The sequence below is a fragment of the Shewanella sp. SG41-4 genome (assembly GCF_014164505.1).
Classification (GTDB): Bacteria; Pseudomonadota; Gammaproteobacteria; order Enterobacterales; family Shewanellaceae; genus Shewanella.
Genome location: NZ_JACJFI010000024.1, coordinates 1 through 15,485 on the forward strand (window position 1 = coordinate 1; position 15,485 = coordinate 15,485).

General features: G+C 43.0%; 13 protein-coding genes and 1 pseudogene. 8 read left to right on the plus strand and 6 right to left on the minus strand.

Translation table 11 applies throughout. The features are described from left to right. The 6 genes and pseudogenes from H5202_RS04210 to H5202_RS04235 form a co-directional block, all read left to right on the plus strand. Positions 1-1,203: efflux RND transporter periplasmic adaptor subunit (locus H5202_RS04210; RefSeq protein ID WP_182770950.1), on the plus strand; the 1,203-nt coding region annotated here is incomplete at its 5' end. After that, on the plus strand, positions 1,196-1,903 hold the full coding sequence (locus H5202_RS04215; RefSeq protein ID WP_182770951.1) for an ABC transporter ATP-binding protein: 708 nt from the start codon (positions 1,196-1,198) through the stop codon (positions 1,901-1,903). The genes H5202_RS04210 and H5202_RS04215, both read left to right, overlap by 8 nt. Further along, positions 1,893-4,268, plus strand: a complete 2,376-nt coding sequence (locus H5202_RS04220; RefSeq protein ID WP_182770952.1) for an FtsX-like permease family protein — start codon at positions 1,893-1,895, stop codon at positions 4,266-4,268. Before H5202_RS04215 ends, H5202_RS04220 begins: the two co-directional genes overlap by 11 nt. A 205-nt stretch (positions 4,269-4,473) precedes the next feature. Beyond that, positions 4,474-5,199, plus strand: a complete 726-nt coding sequence (ompR, locus tag H5202_RS04225; RefSeq protein ID WP_182697654.1) for an osmolarity response regulator transcription factor OmpR — start codon at positions 4,474-4,476, stop codon at positions 5,197-5,199. A gap of 3 nt (positions 5,200-5,202) precedes the next feature. Further along, positions 5,203-6,543 carry a two-component system sensor histidine kinase EnvZ gene (gene envZ, locus H5202_RS04230; RefSeq protein WP_182770953.1) on the plus strand — a complete coding sequence of 447 codons (1,341 nt, stop codon included), beginning with the start codon at positions 5,203-5,205 and terminating at the stop codon, positions 6,541-6,543. A gap of 116 nt (positions 6,544-6,659) precedes the next feature. After that, positions 6,660-8,614, plus strand: a pseudogene (locus H5202_RS04235) (methyl-accepting chemotaxis protein). Positions 8,615-8,724: 110 nt separating this feature from the next. Here the strand turns inward: H5202_RS04235 and H5202_RS04240 are convergent. From H5202_RS04240 to H5202_RS04265, 6 genes are all read right to left on the minus strand, one after another. Beyond that, positions 8,725-9,198 carry a peroxiredoxin gene (locus H5202_RS04240; protein WP_123884475.1) on the minus strand — a complete coding sequence of 158 codons (474 nt, stop codon included), beginning with the start codon at positions 9,196-9,198 and terminating at the stop codon, positions 8,725-8,727. Between the two features lie 49 nt (positions 9,199-9,247). Continuing rightward, a complete protein-coding gene (locus H5202_RS04245; RefSeq protein ID WP_259397182.1) occupies positions 9,248-9,745 on the minus strand; it encodes a DUF2937 family protein in 498 nt (165 codons plus the stop codon). Between the two features lie 194 nt (positions 9,746-9,939). After that, positions 9,940-10,290, minus strand: a complete 351-nt coding sequence (locus H5202_RS04250) for a cupredoxin domain-containing protein (protein ID WP_011635703.1) — start codon at positions 10,288-10,290, stop codon at positions 9,940-9,942. A 9-nt stretch (positions 10,291-10,299) separates the two neighbouring features. Further along, positions 10,300-12,540, minus strand: a complete 2,241-nt coding sequence (locus H5202_RS04255) for a heavy metal translocating P-type ATPase (protein WP_182770955.1) — start codon at positions 12,538-12,540, stop codon at positions 10,300-10,302. Continuing rightward, complete coding sequence (locus H5202_RS04260) at positions 12,540-12,986, minus strand: MerR family transcriptional regulator (protein WP_182770956.1); 447 nt, start codon at positions 12,984-12,986, stop codon at positions 12,540-12,542. Before H5202_RS04260 ends, H5202_RS04255 begins: the two co-directional genes overlap by 1 nt. 222 nt (positions 12,987-13,208) lie before the next feature. Further along, positions 13,209-14,105, minus strand: a complete 897-nt coding sequence (locus tag H5202_RS04265; RefSeq protein ID WP_182770971.1) for a LysR family transcriptional regulator — start codon at positions 14,103-14,105, stop codon at positions 13,209-13,211. Between the two features lie 146 nt (positions 14,106-14,251). Here H5202_RS04265 and H5202_RS04270 point away from each other — a divergent pair, with 146 nt between their 5' ends. Both H5202_RS04270 and H5202_RS04275 read left to right on the plus strand, forming a co-directional pair. Further along, the gene (locus H5202_RS04270) at positions 14,252-14,695 is read left to right on the plus strand and encodes a DoxX family protein (RefSeq protein WP_182770957.1); all 444 of its coding nucleotides are present in this window, start codon (positions 14,252-14,254) and stop codon (positions 14,693-14,695) included. A gap of 43 nt (positions 14,696-14,738) precedes the next feature. Then, positions 14,739-15,434, plus strand: a complete 696-nt coding sequence (locus H5202_RS04275) for a pirin family protein (RefSeq protein WP_182770958.1) — start codon at positions 14,739-14,741, stop codon at positions 15,432-15,434. Positions 15,435-15,485 lie beyond the last annotated feature (51 nt).

Genomic DNA, 15,485 nt, shown 5'->3' on the forward strand with positions numbered 1-15,485 from the left:
TGCATTTCACTCAGTTTTATTGCATTATTTTTTGGAAAAAATGCCCTTTCAAGTTCATCATCAAATTCACCTGGTTCACTCACCGAAGTCAATCAAGGGCCGATGCTTGTCACTGTTTCAGATTATGGCAAGTTAGTCCCTAAAACCCAACGCGGCATAAATACCATGAGTAGCGGCCACATTATTGAAGTGTTACAGCAACCTGGAAATGTGGTTAATAAAGGCGATGTGATCATTCAGCTGAATAATCCTAAACTACAACGCACAATGGAAACCAGTGAATTAGCTTTACTTGAGCAGCAGTCTAACCTTATACAGATTATGGCCGAATCGCGCCAAGCATTAGATGACCAACAAGGCAAAATGCGTTTAGCTAAAGTGCGCTTGGCCTTGGCTCAAGCAGAACTTAGTGCCCATGAAAAACTAAAACAAAGCCAAGTGATTTCAGTACTGGATCTTCATAAGGCACAAGTCGCTTGGGAGCAAGACAACGCCATTTTACAAATGGAAACAAGCCGATTAGACACGCTGCAGCAAACGCGTAAAGCCATCAATAACTCAGCACAATATCGCTTAGAAAAAGCACAAAAACAGCGAGAACTACTGGTGTCGGAAGTCGAACAACTGTCGATTAGAGCCAGTATGGATGGCATGCTAACCGAACTGGCCAACGATCTAGACATTGGCAGGCATTTAGAAGAAGGTCAGATTGTGGGTATGATTGCCGACTTGTCGCAATACTATGCTCGGATCAACATTACCGCTAATGATGCTGAATTTGTAATCCCTGGTTTACCTGCAAAAGTAGCCATAAAAGGCATTGATATTGTTGGAAATGTTACCCGAGTAGAACCTACAGTTAATAATGGCAGCGTTGAAATAGACATTAGCTTTAACGGCAACTTACCTTCCTCTGTGAGACCCAATATTGATGTCAATGCCATCATTGAAATAGCAGACCACCAAAATACTTTAGTGATTAAACGCCCTGTTGGAGTTATTCGTGGGCATCGTCAATATTCTTTCTTTGTCCTAAATGATGAACTTGAACAATTTGAAAAGCGTGACATCAGCATAGGTGATATTGCTGGAGAGCAAGCACAAGTCACCGCAGGACTTCATCAAGGCGAACGTCTTTTATTGCAAGTACCTAACCGCCTACAAGATAGAATTCAGTTTAGTGAAGGAGAACTATATGACTAATAACGTGATTAGCCTAACTGGATTGAATAAGTCGTTTCAGCATCATTCAGGTGACAACTCGGTATTAAAGCAAATTAGCTTACAGATAAAAACCGGTGAAATGATTGCGATTCTGGGGGCTTCTGGCAGTGGAAAATCTACCTTACTGTCTATTCTTGGATTACTCGATGTAGCTGATACGGGGAGTTACCAACTGTGCAATCAAGACGTAAGTGCATTATCAGCATATCAATTAAGCCAATTACGAAATCAACATATTGGCTGGGTATTTCAAAATTTCAATCTGATTGCCGATATGACAGTCGCTGAAAATCTCGCAGTACCGTTACGTTTTAACCCCGCCATCAAAGCAACTCAATACTCTGAACGCATAGATGATGTTCTGGCCAAAGTCGGTTTAAGTGATCGAGCCTCGTTTTATCCTGATCAGCTCTCTGGTGGACAACAACAGCGTGTTGCCATTGCTAGGGCACTGATCTGCCAACCTGATATTTTATTATGCGACGAACCTACAGGTAATTTGGACTCAAACAACGCCGCAAAAATTATGACTTTATTAGGAGAACTACACAAAGAAGGCAAAACAGTATTGATTATAACCCACGACAACACCGTCGCTGCATGCTGTCAAAAAGCTTATAAAATGCATGATGGTGAGCTTTCTCCTCTTGAAGATGAGGAGTATAGACGTGTTGTTTGATGTCAAATATGGCTGGCGAAAATGGCGTGGCCAGCGTGGTATATGGGCAGTATTAATCATCAGCCTATGCCTATTTTGCAGTTTGATTGGTTTTGTGACTAACCTACTGTGGTTATTAAGTAGTGATAGACCGCAATGGGTAAACCAAACTTCACCCTTGATAACCGTGGTGAATCAAGATTTTAATGGCAACCTTCAACCAACCTCTGAATATGATATTGCCTTATTGCAGCAATTAGCAGCAGTACAAACTGTCGCTAGCGTGGCGGTACAAACAGCAGTGGTCTCTGTCGGGATTAAAGAAATACCTGGTTTACGGATTGGCTTTTACACCGACACTTTATTGCCGTTACTCGGCTTACCAGAGCCTTTTTCTCAACAAGGATTTGAAGCCAAAAAGGCTATACTCTCGTCGCAGTTTTGGCACAAACATACCAACGCAAAAGCACTATCGCAGCTGTCACTGTATTATCAAAACCAAGTATTACCTATTGCGGGTGTGGCGCCTGCATCAATGGATAAATTGGGTAATATTCAAATTGACCTATGGTTACCAGACAGCTATTTACTGTTAGATGTGCCACAAATGTTTACTGATAATCCAGCGCTTTATATCAATAGTAAGGGAAATAGATATGGTTTCGCTTTATTGAATGAAGCGATTCCTATTACTCAGTTACAGCAAGCATATTCAACCCTAAGGCAACAAACGCCGCGTCCGCAAGGTGGGTTTATTGATAGTCAATTTACATCATGGTTAATTGACGGTGTAGAGCTTAAGCCAATTGAACGTGAAATGTTGCATAAACAGGCTTGGATATTAATGGTTTTATTAGTCTGTTTTGGATTTATTATTTTTAGCAGCATAGTGTCGGCCTACATGCAACAAGGGATAGTGCGTCAATCTGAAATGCAGTTAAAGTTGGCATTAGGTGGCGATAAAAAACAACTAATAAGTCAGTTGTTTAAAGAAAATATTCCCGCATTCGCTTCTCTGATTATTATTGCGCCAATATTAGGTTATGGCATTTTGCAATATGTCAGTCATATTCCTGTTTACCGAAGCTATTTCGATACTGGTTTATCATTTAATCTCGGTTTATGGGTTGTGGCAGTAACGATATCGGTTAGTTTATATTGGCTTTGTGCACAAATTCCGATGCTGGGTATTATGACCACGCAGTTTAGCCGAGGCCAACGCGGACAAATGACCAAAGCACAACAGCGTATGAGCCAATTAACCTTAGTGGCGCAACTCACTGTGATAGTAAGCGTTATCATCTTATCCTTGGTACTGTCTTTTTCTGAATGGCAGAAATATCAGAAAGTCAGCTTTTTACCCGATCTATACAGTTACGAGCCCAAGGTAACCAGTCCATTATCGTTAGCACTTACTGCGCAGCAATTAGAAGGTAAATGGCAAGTTGCAGGCAAAGCAGTGGCTTTGTCCTCGGCGAGGTTCACCGCCTTAGGTGATCAAGGATTACAATATAATACGTCGAATAATTCAGGGATCAGCAAGCCAATAAATGGCCTTTATGTCTCAAGTAATTTTTTTGACTTGCTGGGCATAAAATATCTTATCCCGGCAACACTAACGACTAATAGCGTGACAGTAAATCGAACGATGGCAAGCCAGCTAGCCGACGAACTAAACTTAAATCATTGGCAAGACATACAAGGGATAACACTCAATGTGACGGGGTTTTATTACCAAAAACAATTCACCATTACAGCCATTGTTGAAGATCAACTTCATTTTGGCCTTAATCAAAGTCCATCACCTGTCATGTATTTACATTTAAGTGCGCAAAACCCGCTGTTCGCTCATCGCATTGCGCCAGTTTTTTATAGTCGTACAGCCAACCCTGAACTCGTTGGGTCGCGTATAAATGAATGGGCCTCTTTGCAATCGACTCATTTAAGCTATATATCCAATGGCACTTTGGCACAACAAATTATCAATACCGATCCTGCAGGCAAATTATTATTTATGACCTCGTTTGCAATGGCGATAATGATATGTCTTCTGGTTGTTTTCACCTTGTACTATCGTTTTCATTTTGCCGTTAAAGTACAGCAACTCAAGTTGGCAATTTTACTGGCTGTCGGTGGACAAAAAAATACACTGATGTTGCACATCATTCGGATCAACGTCAGTCTAATGGCGATTGCAGCTCTGTGTGCAGGCATACTGATGCTCGCAATAGATGACTACAGCATAAGCCTATTAGGGGTATCAATGTGGCAACCTATGTTATGGCTATATGGGATTGTGTTTTGCACTTTACTGATTATTGCAATTACATTTTTGGCCGCTAAACGCATCTTACGCCACAGTATTAGCCGGTTATTACAAGGATAATGATAAGTCGTTATCCATCACCTCATTAACCCTAGATAGTTTAATGAAAGACAACTTATGTAACTATCCAGTACTATTTATGCGATAAACAAACATTTACAGCTATTTAGTTACAATTTCTGCCACAATCAGCTATTCAAATTTAAGCGATTACACTTCATACTGAGTCATTGCTGGTATCAATTTAGTGTTTAAAGGATATGTCATGGGCCAAGAAACCTCGAAGATTCTCGTTGTCGATGACGACATGAGATTACGTTCATTATTAGAACGTTACTTGATAGAGCAAGGCTTCCAAGTTCGTAGTGCTGCGAATGCAGAACAAATGGATAGATTACTTGAGCGCGAAAACTTTCACCTTTTAGTACTTGATCTGATGCTACCCGGTGAAGATGGTTTATCGATTTGTCGCCGCTTGCGCCAACAAGAAAACCCTATTCCGATTGTGATGTTAACCGCCAAAGGCGATGAAGTAGACCGAATTATTGGCCTAGAACTGGGCGCCGATGACTACTTACCAAAACCCTTTAACCCGCGTGAATTGTTAGCGCGTATTAAAGCGGTAATGCGTCGTCAAATAATCGAAGTCCCTGGAGCACCAGCTCAACAAGAAGAAATGATTGAATTTGGTGAGTTTTCACTAAATCTTGCCACCCGTGAAATGTTTCATGGTGATGAAAGCATTGCCCTGACCAGCGGTGAATTTGCAGTACTTAAAGTGCTGGTTAACCACCCTAGAGAGCCATTATCGCGTGACAAGCTGATGAACCTTGCTCGAGGGCGTGATTATTCGGCACTTGAACGTTCTATTGATGTGCAGGTTTCACGCCTACGCCGTTTAATTGAGAAAGATGCTGCTAACCCACGCTATATCCAAACGGTTTGGGGCTTAGGTTATGTATTTGTCCCCGACGGCACCACACGTAAATAAGTCATGGAACTTAAGTTAAAATGGTGGCAACGCTTTTTACCCCGCAGCGCTTTTAGCCAGACCGTATTGTTGATTGGCAGTTTACTGCTGATCAATCAATTGGTGTCTTATTGGTCTGTCGCCGTTTACTTTATCAAACCCAGTTATGAACAAATTAACCAACTGATCGCCCGCCAAATCAATATTTTATTTGTCGATGGTGTTGATGTTGGCCGTGAACATCTCACCATGGTTGATGCCTTAAATGCCAAAGTGCGTGACGATGGCATGACCGTTTATAATCAAAAACAAGCACAAGAAGCCGGACTCGGCCAAGCCACTTATTACAGTTTCTTGTCAGAACAAATGTCGGTTTACCTTGGCGGCGAAGCCGAAGTGCGTTTTTCGCAAGGTGAAAAGCTCGATGTGTGGATAAAACCGCCGCAAGCCCCCACATTGTGGATAAAAGTCCCTTTGACGGGCATTAACGAGTCAGACTTATCACCATTAACTTTGTATTTGCTGGTTATTGGCGGGCTCAGTGTCGCCGGTGGCTGGTTATTTGCCCGTAGGCAAAACAGGCCTTTAAAACGTTTACAAAAAGCCGCTGTGGCCGTTTCTCAAGGCGACTTTCCGCCAACACTGCCGTTAAGTGGCTCGACTGAAATTGTTGAAGTAACCCATGCGTTTAACCAAATGGCTCATAGCATGAAGCAGCTTGAGCAAGACCGAGCTTTATTAATGGCAGGGATTTCACACGATTTACGCACACCATTGACCCGCATTCGATTAGCATCTGAAATGATGGTAGAAGACGACCAATATTTAAAAGAAGGTATTGTCACCGACATTGAAGACATGGATGCGATTATTAACCAATTTATTGCTTATATTCGTAACGACCGTGAAGGTGTACGCGAGCCCGACCAAATCAATCGTTTGATCCAAGAAATTAGCCAACAAGAATCACACCGTGAAGAAACCATCGAGCTGTCGCTAGCAGACTGCCCCGATGTTCCCATGAACAGCGTCGCCATTAAACGTGTACTGAGCAACTTGGTCGAAAATGCGTTCCGCTATGGCAATGGCTGGATAAAAATCAGTTCTTATCATCAAGGTAACGCGGTGTGTTTTAGTGTTGAAGATAACGGCCCTGGTATTAATGAAGCCGAAGTTGAGCATCTATTTCAACCCTTTACCCAAGGCGATACTGCACGCGGTAGTATTGGTTCTGGCTTAGGGCTAGCTATTATTAAACGTATTATTGACCGCCATCATGGCAAGGTGAAGTTGTCTAACCGCCCTCAAGGCGGCTTAAAAGCACAAGTGTGGCTGCCGTTAATCGATAAAAATCTCTACAACTAACAACGGACACATTCCACCACACATTATTCAACTCATAGATAAAGTGCAATCACGAAAAACTGTAACATTAGTGCCATAAAATGCACATATTGGCATTTATGTGAAGTCACTTACCTATGAAGATATCGACCCTATCCCTTAGTGCATCCGCCTTATTATTACTGCTTGCGGCATTACTCGCCGCTACCGTGTTATGGAGTAATCAACAACGGCAAACCAGTGAAAAATTAAACCTAAACTTACAACATATTCAACATACCTTTCAGTATGATGTTCGCCGGAACATTGATAGTTACTTACAAACAGGCCAAAGCAATTATCTCGAACAAGCCCGCAGCGATATTACCCGTATAACCGATAATATTACCCAGCTGAATTCCGCTCACCCACAGCTTGATAGCGCTTCATTAACCAGCCTAATGACTCAATTAATTAGCGACTTAGCGACTTAGACACTAAATACCGTGCTGCAGGAAAACTGGCCGGTAACCCGCGCCAACTGCTGGCTTTTGCTGAATCAGAAATGATCGCTTACAGCCGCAGCCTACATCGTTATGCCCAATCAGCTCCGAATGACTCAAATACTGTGGAGCAATATCTTGCGCTTAGTCTTGAGTTACCTAACCTAGTTTATCAACTATCACAGCAGACTCAGGCCTTACTGATTGATAAAGATGCAGGAGCAAATAATAGCCTTAACTTTTCGATAAACTCTCTCAACACATGGCATGATGATTTGGAGAAGCTATCTTTACTGGGTATTTATCGCACCGAAGAAGTGGATGAATTCGCCTTAGGCGATGACGAACCGGAACATATTGAAACGGGTGAAGCCCCTCGCGCAGAATTGCTGAGTTTGACTCAACGCTATAGCAAAGAAGTGAGTAATACCAAGCAAATGCTCAGCGACAATCAACAAGTACAAGCTGCGCTAATAAACGCCACCAGCCAAGTAGAACAGCAACTAGTAACACTGGCCAATACACAAGCCGTAACCGATGAACAACTTAAAATCCGTTTGCAGTGGTTGCTATACACCATGGTGATATTGATAGCATTGTTTTCTATTAGTTATTTAGTGTTACAACAACGACGAGTCGTTAGCCCGCTTAAACGTTTAAACCGTGCTTTTTCAATGTTAAGCGAATCGAATCAACGTGAACCATTACCCGTGACCAGCCAATGTGAAACAGGCCAAATTGCAGCACACTTTAATCGCCTGTTACAGCGATTTGAACAAGATGACGAACAACAAAAAAGTAATATGGCACAGGTGTCTAACTCATTGAGTGAGCTAGTCACCAAAATTGGTTCCTTATCAACTAGCACGCAACAAACGCAAGATGTGGTACAACAAACTCAATCACAAACCACTGATTTAATTACTCTTGCCAATGAAGTAAACCGGTCGTCTAGCTTAGTAACTGCCAGTGCAGAGCAGACTATGCATGATATGCAAGCAAGCCAACAAGAAGCCCAGGCGGTGTTAGATGCGACCGATCACACTGTCACCAAGGTCAATCAATGTAACCACTCACTAACCCAACTCAGTACATCGGTTAATGACGCTGCTAAAATTGTGGATGTTATTGGTAATATTGCCGACCAAACCAACTTATTGGCATTAAATGCCGCCATTGAAGCCGCTCGAGCAGGTGAACAAGGTCGTGGTTTTGCTGTGGTGGCCGATGAAGTACGCAGTTTATCGCAACGGACTCAACAATCATTAAAAGACATAATGGCTATTTTCGAGCAACTGACCCGCTCGAACACAGCACTTAGCCACAGCGTTAACGACATCAGCGAAGCATCTGCACAGCAAAAAGGTCGAGCCCAGAGTTTGTTAGATGTTGCGTTGCAAGTACAGCAGCAAGCTCAAGAGATGGCGAGCAGTGCGAGCCAAGGGAGTGAACATGCTAAGCAACAAGTGGGGCATCTTGATGAGTTTGTCATCGCGATGGATAGCCTAATGCTGCATGCTAAAGATGCGTTTGAACAAAGTGAAACGATTGCGCTTGAGGTCAGTAACAGTGTCGATAACATTGAACAACACTTAGGCATCCGCGGATAATCAATACTAACAAGCTTTACTGATTACTGTTTTTTTTCATAAAAATGGGCGCCTTATTGGCGCCCATTTTGCTGTACTGTTAAGTCTCTAATTCGGAGACATAATATAGATTACAGTGCAGCCATTACCGCTTCAGCAGTGCTGACTTCAAATGACTTACCTTCCTCAACATTCAGTAAAGTCACTACGCCATTGTCGATCACCATCGCATAACGTTGTGAACGAACACCACCAAAACCAGCGGTGTCCATTTCTAAGCCTAATGCTTTAGTGAAGCTTGCATCACCGTCGGCTAGCATCATTAATTCAGAAGCATTTTGGGCTTCGCCCCACGCTTTCATTACAAATGCATCGTTAACAGATACACAAGCGATAAGGTCAACACCTTTAGCTTTAAACTCGTCGGCTAATACTACAAAACCTGGTAAGTGAGCTTCTGAACAGGTTGGTGTAAATGCACCTGGCACTGCAAACAATACTACTTTTTTACCGGCAAAAAGCTCAGTAACATCGTGATTAACCATGCCGTCTTTTGTCAGCTGGCTTAAGGTAGCTTTTGGTAAAGATTGTCCTGTAGCGATCATAATATATCCTTGATTATTGAGGGCTATTAACCCTTGTTAACACGAGAGATTATCTTGGGGCAAACACCCTGCGACAACCCAAATACAAAATAGATAATACTGACTCACACAATATAGAGATCAATAACCCTAGCAGCAACCCAATGGCAATCGCCTCTGGTTTCAATAAAATTACATGGTTATAAGCCTGCCAGACCTCAGCTTGAATGTCTTTTTGTGGGGCTAATGCTATTTGCTGATAAGGACTATAACTGTGTTGATTAAAACGACCCAACGCTTCGGTGAGAGATGTATAACGTTGGTATATTGACTCAATACTTTCACCACCAGCACTAAAAACCGGATCGTTATTTTGTTGATAGTGACGGATAAGTTTACTGATATCTCCAGCAAAAAAACGGTCCGCATCACGCTGAAATTCTGCCAAACTGAGCTTAGCTTCAAGCTGATGAGCTTCAAGTCGTTGGCCGTATTGTTCGACAAACGCAGGGACTTGAATACCAATCAAGACACCACAAATAAACAACACTAAGCGAAAGTAATCCATTAAACGTCGTATCATGATGTCATCGAAAAATCAGTAGTAAATGAATCGTCAGAATATCACCAATTACGCAAGTAAGCATCTTGAATAAACAGATGTTAACTTACGTAATTGTGTGGCTTTTTTGAAAGTTTATGTGCCTAGCGACAAGCATCAAGGTAAGAGTGATACCTGCTTAGCATTGCTGCTATTTAGGATTACTCAACCAGTAATACCCCTTTGTACATCTGCATTTGGCAATGAAACGGATACTCTCCTTTGGCTAACGCTGGCAGCGAAATAACCACAGATTTGTCCAGAGGCAGCTCTTCGCTAATGTCTAAGTCAGGAAATAACAAACTGGCCGAGCAACCGGCTTTGTCCTGACGTAAAAAGGTTAATTGTGTCGCAGTATTGGCCGGCACAGTTATCCTTGCTGGAGAGTAAACGCCGTCTTTTACCACAATAGCGTTTGTTGCTTGATGAGTGGTGGCTTTGGGTTTATATAACCAAAACCACCAAACGATAAGGGCAATCAATGCCACACAAAATAAGTTAATTAATAGCATCATTCACTCCTAGTGTTGTTGAGGGGTAAAAAAGCGTAAACGGTTGGCATTGGTCACCACGGTTAATGATGAAAATGCCATTGCAGCACCGGCAACTACTGGGTTAAGCAATACGCCAAATACCGGAAATAACACCCCTGCAGCGAGCGGAATACCCGCCATATTGTAAATAAACGCACCAACCAGATTTTGCCTAATGTTGCCTAACGTCGCTTTACTCACCGCGATGGCATCTGCCAAACCGTGTAGCGATCCTCGCATTAGCGTTATATCGGCACTTTCAATCGCCACGTCTGTTCCGGTGCCAATAGCAAAGCCGACATTGGCTAGCGCCAACGCAGGTGCATCATTAATGCCATCACCAGTCATGCCAACCACCTCACCTAATGCTTGTAATTCGGCCACTTTATTGGCTTTATCTTGCGGTAATACGTCGGCAAAAAAGTCATCGACACCCACTTTGGCAGCCACAGCTGCGGCAGTCGCGTGGTTATCTCCGGTAAGCATAATGACCTTAATGCCACTGCTTTTAAGCCTTGCGATGGCGGCAACAGAGTCTGCTTTAATCGGGTCAGCCACTGCAATCACTGCTGCGAGTTCACCGTCGATGGCAAAATACATTGGCGTTTTGGCTTCTGCTGCTAATGCTTGTGCTTGCTGTTGATAATCGCTTAAGGCGATGCCTTTTTCGCGCATTAGTTTTTCATTACCAAATAACAACTGTGTTGATTGATATTGGGCTTGAACCCCAAAACCGGCTATTGCAGTAAACTGTTCAACATTGAATAACGCTAATCCCTTATCCGCAGCGGCTTGAACTACGGCCTGTGCAAGTGGATGCTCAGAATGTTGCTCAATACTTGCCGCCAGTTGCAATACGTGTTCTTGTTCGCGACTATTGACCACTATGATATCGGTGATTTTTGGCGCGCCTTCGGTAATTGTGCCGGTTTTATCTAAAATCATGGTGGTAATCGTCGATGCCGTTTGCAGGGCTTCACCATTACGAATAAGCACGCCAGATTCAGCGGCTTTACCCACGCCCACCATCACCGACATGGGTGTTGCTAACCCTAACGCACACGGACAAGCGATAATTAAAATTGTCATTGCCGATACGATGGCGTATCCCATTGACGGTTCTGGACCAAAATTGAGCCATACCATGGCGCTAATAATGGCAATAATCATCATAGCGGGAACAAAGTAGCCCGAAATCACATCTGCCATACGGCCAATGGGCGGTTTGGAATTTTGTGCCCGCTTAACCATAGTAATAATATGCGCCAAGGCCGTATCTTTACCGACTCGGGTAGCGGTGAAGGTAAGTGAACCTAGCTTATTTAAAGTGCCCGCGACTACGTCATCGTTAATGCCTTTTTCAACCGGAATAGGTTCACCCGTCAGCATCGACTCATCAATAAAGCTGCTGCCTTCAACGACCACACCATCAACAGGAATTTTTTCACCTGGACGAACACTGACTCTATCGTTTAATTGCACCAGAGCAATATCGATATCGACCGCTTTACCATTACGGATCACCCTAGCCGTTTTAGCTTGTAACCCAATAAGACGTTTAATGGCTGCCGAGGTTTTACCGCGCGCTTTAACCTCTAACGCAAGCCCAAGGTTGATTAAACCAATGATCATCGCGGTTGCTTCAAAATAAACATGGCGCGCCATTTGTGGCAATAAATCTGGCGCAAGCACCACGACCATAGAATAAACCCAGGCGGTTCCGGTACCTAAGGCGATTAAGGTATCCATATTGGCGCTATGATTAATAAATGACTTCCAAGCGCCAGTATAAAAATGCTTACCCGAGACAAACATTATCCCTAAGGTGAGCACACCAATTGCGCCCCAAACCAGCTGTTGCATTGGGCTGGTAACGGTCATTTCACCAATCAATAAACCATAGATCATCAGTGGAATACCCACTGCTAATGCAACGACTGTGTGTTTGATTAAGCTTTTGTAGTAGGCAGCATCGGCCTGTTCTTTCTCATCAATGGCATCTGCACCACCTTGATCGTTAATCACAATTGCGTGGTAACCGGCTTGCTCAACAGCATCAAGTAAACGAGCAACGTCAACCTCTCCGGTGACCATCACACTGCGATCAGCAAAGTTCATTTCAGCCTGCTCTACTTGCGCGACGGTTTTAAGGGCTTTCTCAATTTTGCCAACACAGCTGGCACAACCTGCACCCTCTATCAATAATTGTGTTGTTGTTTGGGTATTCATCACAAAGACTCCTTATCACTAACCTGACAAGGGGTTTCATGGTTTGAATCAAATCCCTCAATTAAGTGGCAAACCATGTTACCGGTGGGTGCCAACGCTGGCAGATTTTCCCACTCACTTACGGCTTGAGTCAGCTTATTACGTAATTTTAGGGTTTCATTGAATAGTATTTCAGTTTCGGCCAACTTTTGGCTAATAAGCTGCTTCACCATGGTACAAGCGCTTTCACCGTGATCCGTTTTGGAAAAAATCACTTTAATTTCATCCACCGAAAAACCTAAGTTTCTGGCACTCATAATAAATCGCATCCGCGACACTTCTTTGTCACGATAAAATTTATAACCATTGCTAGGCGCTTTTGTTGGGGCGAGCAGGCCGATTCGGGTGTAAAAACGAATTGTGTCTGTGGTAACACCCAATAACGTCGCGAGTTCACTTACTTGCATAATCACTCCTTGGGGTAACAACTGCATTGAAAATAAGATCTACATAAATAAATCTACTGAGCACATGCAACGACTATAAACCTATGTCTTACACCCACGTCAAGCAGCCAAGGATAAAGAAAATAAAAACGCCAAGACAATGGCTCATTTTGGCGTAAGTAAATAAAGCTAATAAGTTGATTTTTTACTGATGGTTCGAAAAATACTCATGATATGTGCAAGTTAACTTAACCCCCAATCGGTTTTAGGCAGATGCTCCACAAACCAGTCAAATGCACGACCTTGATGATCTTTATGCCACGCGATATACAAACTTTGATTTGGTCTTGGAATTGAACAGGATTTTTCAATCAATTCGCCACTATCAAAATAACATTGCACCATGTGCCTAGGTAAAAAACCAATCCCCAAACCTTGTCGCTGTGCCGCTATTTTAGTTTCCATGGTGTTGACCCTAATTACCTGCTTACTGTTGAACATACCGCTGCTTCGAGTGGGTAAAAGTTGTGATGTATCAGCAACCACAACCGAAGCATATTCGGTTAATTTGTCGGCTTCTAATATGCCATCAACAAACGCCAATGGATGATGTGGCGCAACCGCAAACACAAATTCAATCTCGCCTATTTTATGGGTTTGAAATACACCTCTTGGTAACTCGCCAGATGCACCAATCACAATATCGGCGCGTCGGCTATGTAATGCATCCCAACCACCACCGACGGCTTCAACATCCACACTAATGTCGACCGAATGTTCTAGCTGATTAAATTGTTCAATTAATTGAAACAACGTCCCCTGGGAGATTACCGTATCGCGTGATAGCCGAATTTCGGTTTCCCAGCCAGATTCTAATTGCTGCACTGAATCAACCAACCGATTGGTGGCTAACAAAATCTGCCGTCCTTGCTCTAATACAATTTTACCTGCGGGTGTCAGTTGTGCTTTTTGCTTTGTACGGTCAAATAACGCCGTGCCCATATCATCTTCAAGTTTTTTGATGGTGTAAGTCAGTGCTGATGGCACTCGATATAACGATGCTGCTGCAGCAGCAAAACTGCCCTTACGTTCAATTGCATCTAAGGCGCGTAATGCGTCGATAGTGATCGGATTTTGCATCATTCCTCCGTATTCAAATAATTTGAACCTTTACGTCAGTTTATTCCGATTTTTTATTCAATCAAGTCTCAATATACTTCTTATCAACCAGTGAGAAAGGCTCACTACAAAACAAACAATGTTTAAATTTATTGAGGATACATACCATGAAAGCACTCGTTAAACGCATCACAAATTCTACTGCAGGTTTCAGCACATTGGCATTACGCTTACCTGTTGGGATTATTTTTATGGCTCACGGCGGCCAAAAACTATTTGGTTGGTTTGGCGGTTATGGCCTTGAAGGTACAGGACAATGGATGGCATCAATTGGCATCGAACCTGGCGTGTTAATGGCTTTCTTAGCCGGTAGCGCTGAATTGGTTGGCGGACTGTTCATTCTACTAGGCTTACTGACTCGTCCTGCCGCAGTTTTATTAGCATTCACCATGATTATCGCCATTGCTAGTGTACATATCAGCAACGGTTTATTTATGGCAAATAACGGCTATGAATTTGCGTTAGCACTATTAGCCGCCAGCGTGTCACTTGCACTGTCAGGTTCAGGCAAAGTCGCAATCGATAATGCCATTGTAAACAAACTGTCGTAATCAGCCGTACTGATTACCGATTTATGCAATAGGAGCAAACATTATGATCACCTTACGTCCTGCAAGTGAACGCGGCAAAGCTAATTTTGGTTGGTTAGACAGCAAACACAGTTTTTCATTTGGCAGCTACTATGATCCACAACACATGGGCTTTTCAGCACTGCGAGTGATCAATGACGACAGTGTCACTCCTGGTGCCGGATTTGCCACTCACGGCCACCGTGACATGGAAATTATCAGCTACGTACTTGAAGGCTCTATCGCCCATAAAGACAGTGAAGGCAATGTTGAAGTATTGCCTGCTGGTGAGTTTCAATTAATGTCTGCTGGCAGTGGAATTACTCACAGTGAGTACAACGCATCCGCTACAGAACCACTGAAATTTTTACAAATTTGGATCCAGCCAAATACCTTAGGCAATACACCTGGATACCAACAAAAAAACTTTGGTCAAGCAGTGGGGTTAACCACGATTGCTACGCCAACGGGTGAAAACGGTACCTTGCAAATCAAGCAAAATGCGACATTGTCACAACTGATTTTGGCGCCTAAATCTGAAATAATCTATCAGATAGCAACTGACCGTAAAATGTATGTTCATCAGGTGGCTGGCAAGCTCAATATTGAAGATCAGCAGTTAACCATAGGTGATGGCGCTAAACTCACCGACATGACCACGGTGACCTTGGTTAACCCAACGGACACTCAAGCAACTGCATTGATTTTTGATTTACCCTAGATGCGCTTAGTTGATGATTAAGCCTGTGATAGTTTCCTTCACAGGCTTAAT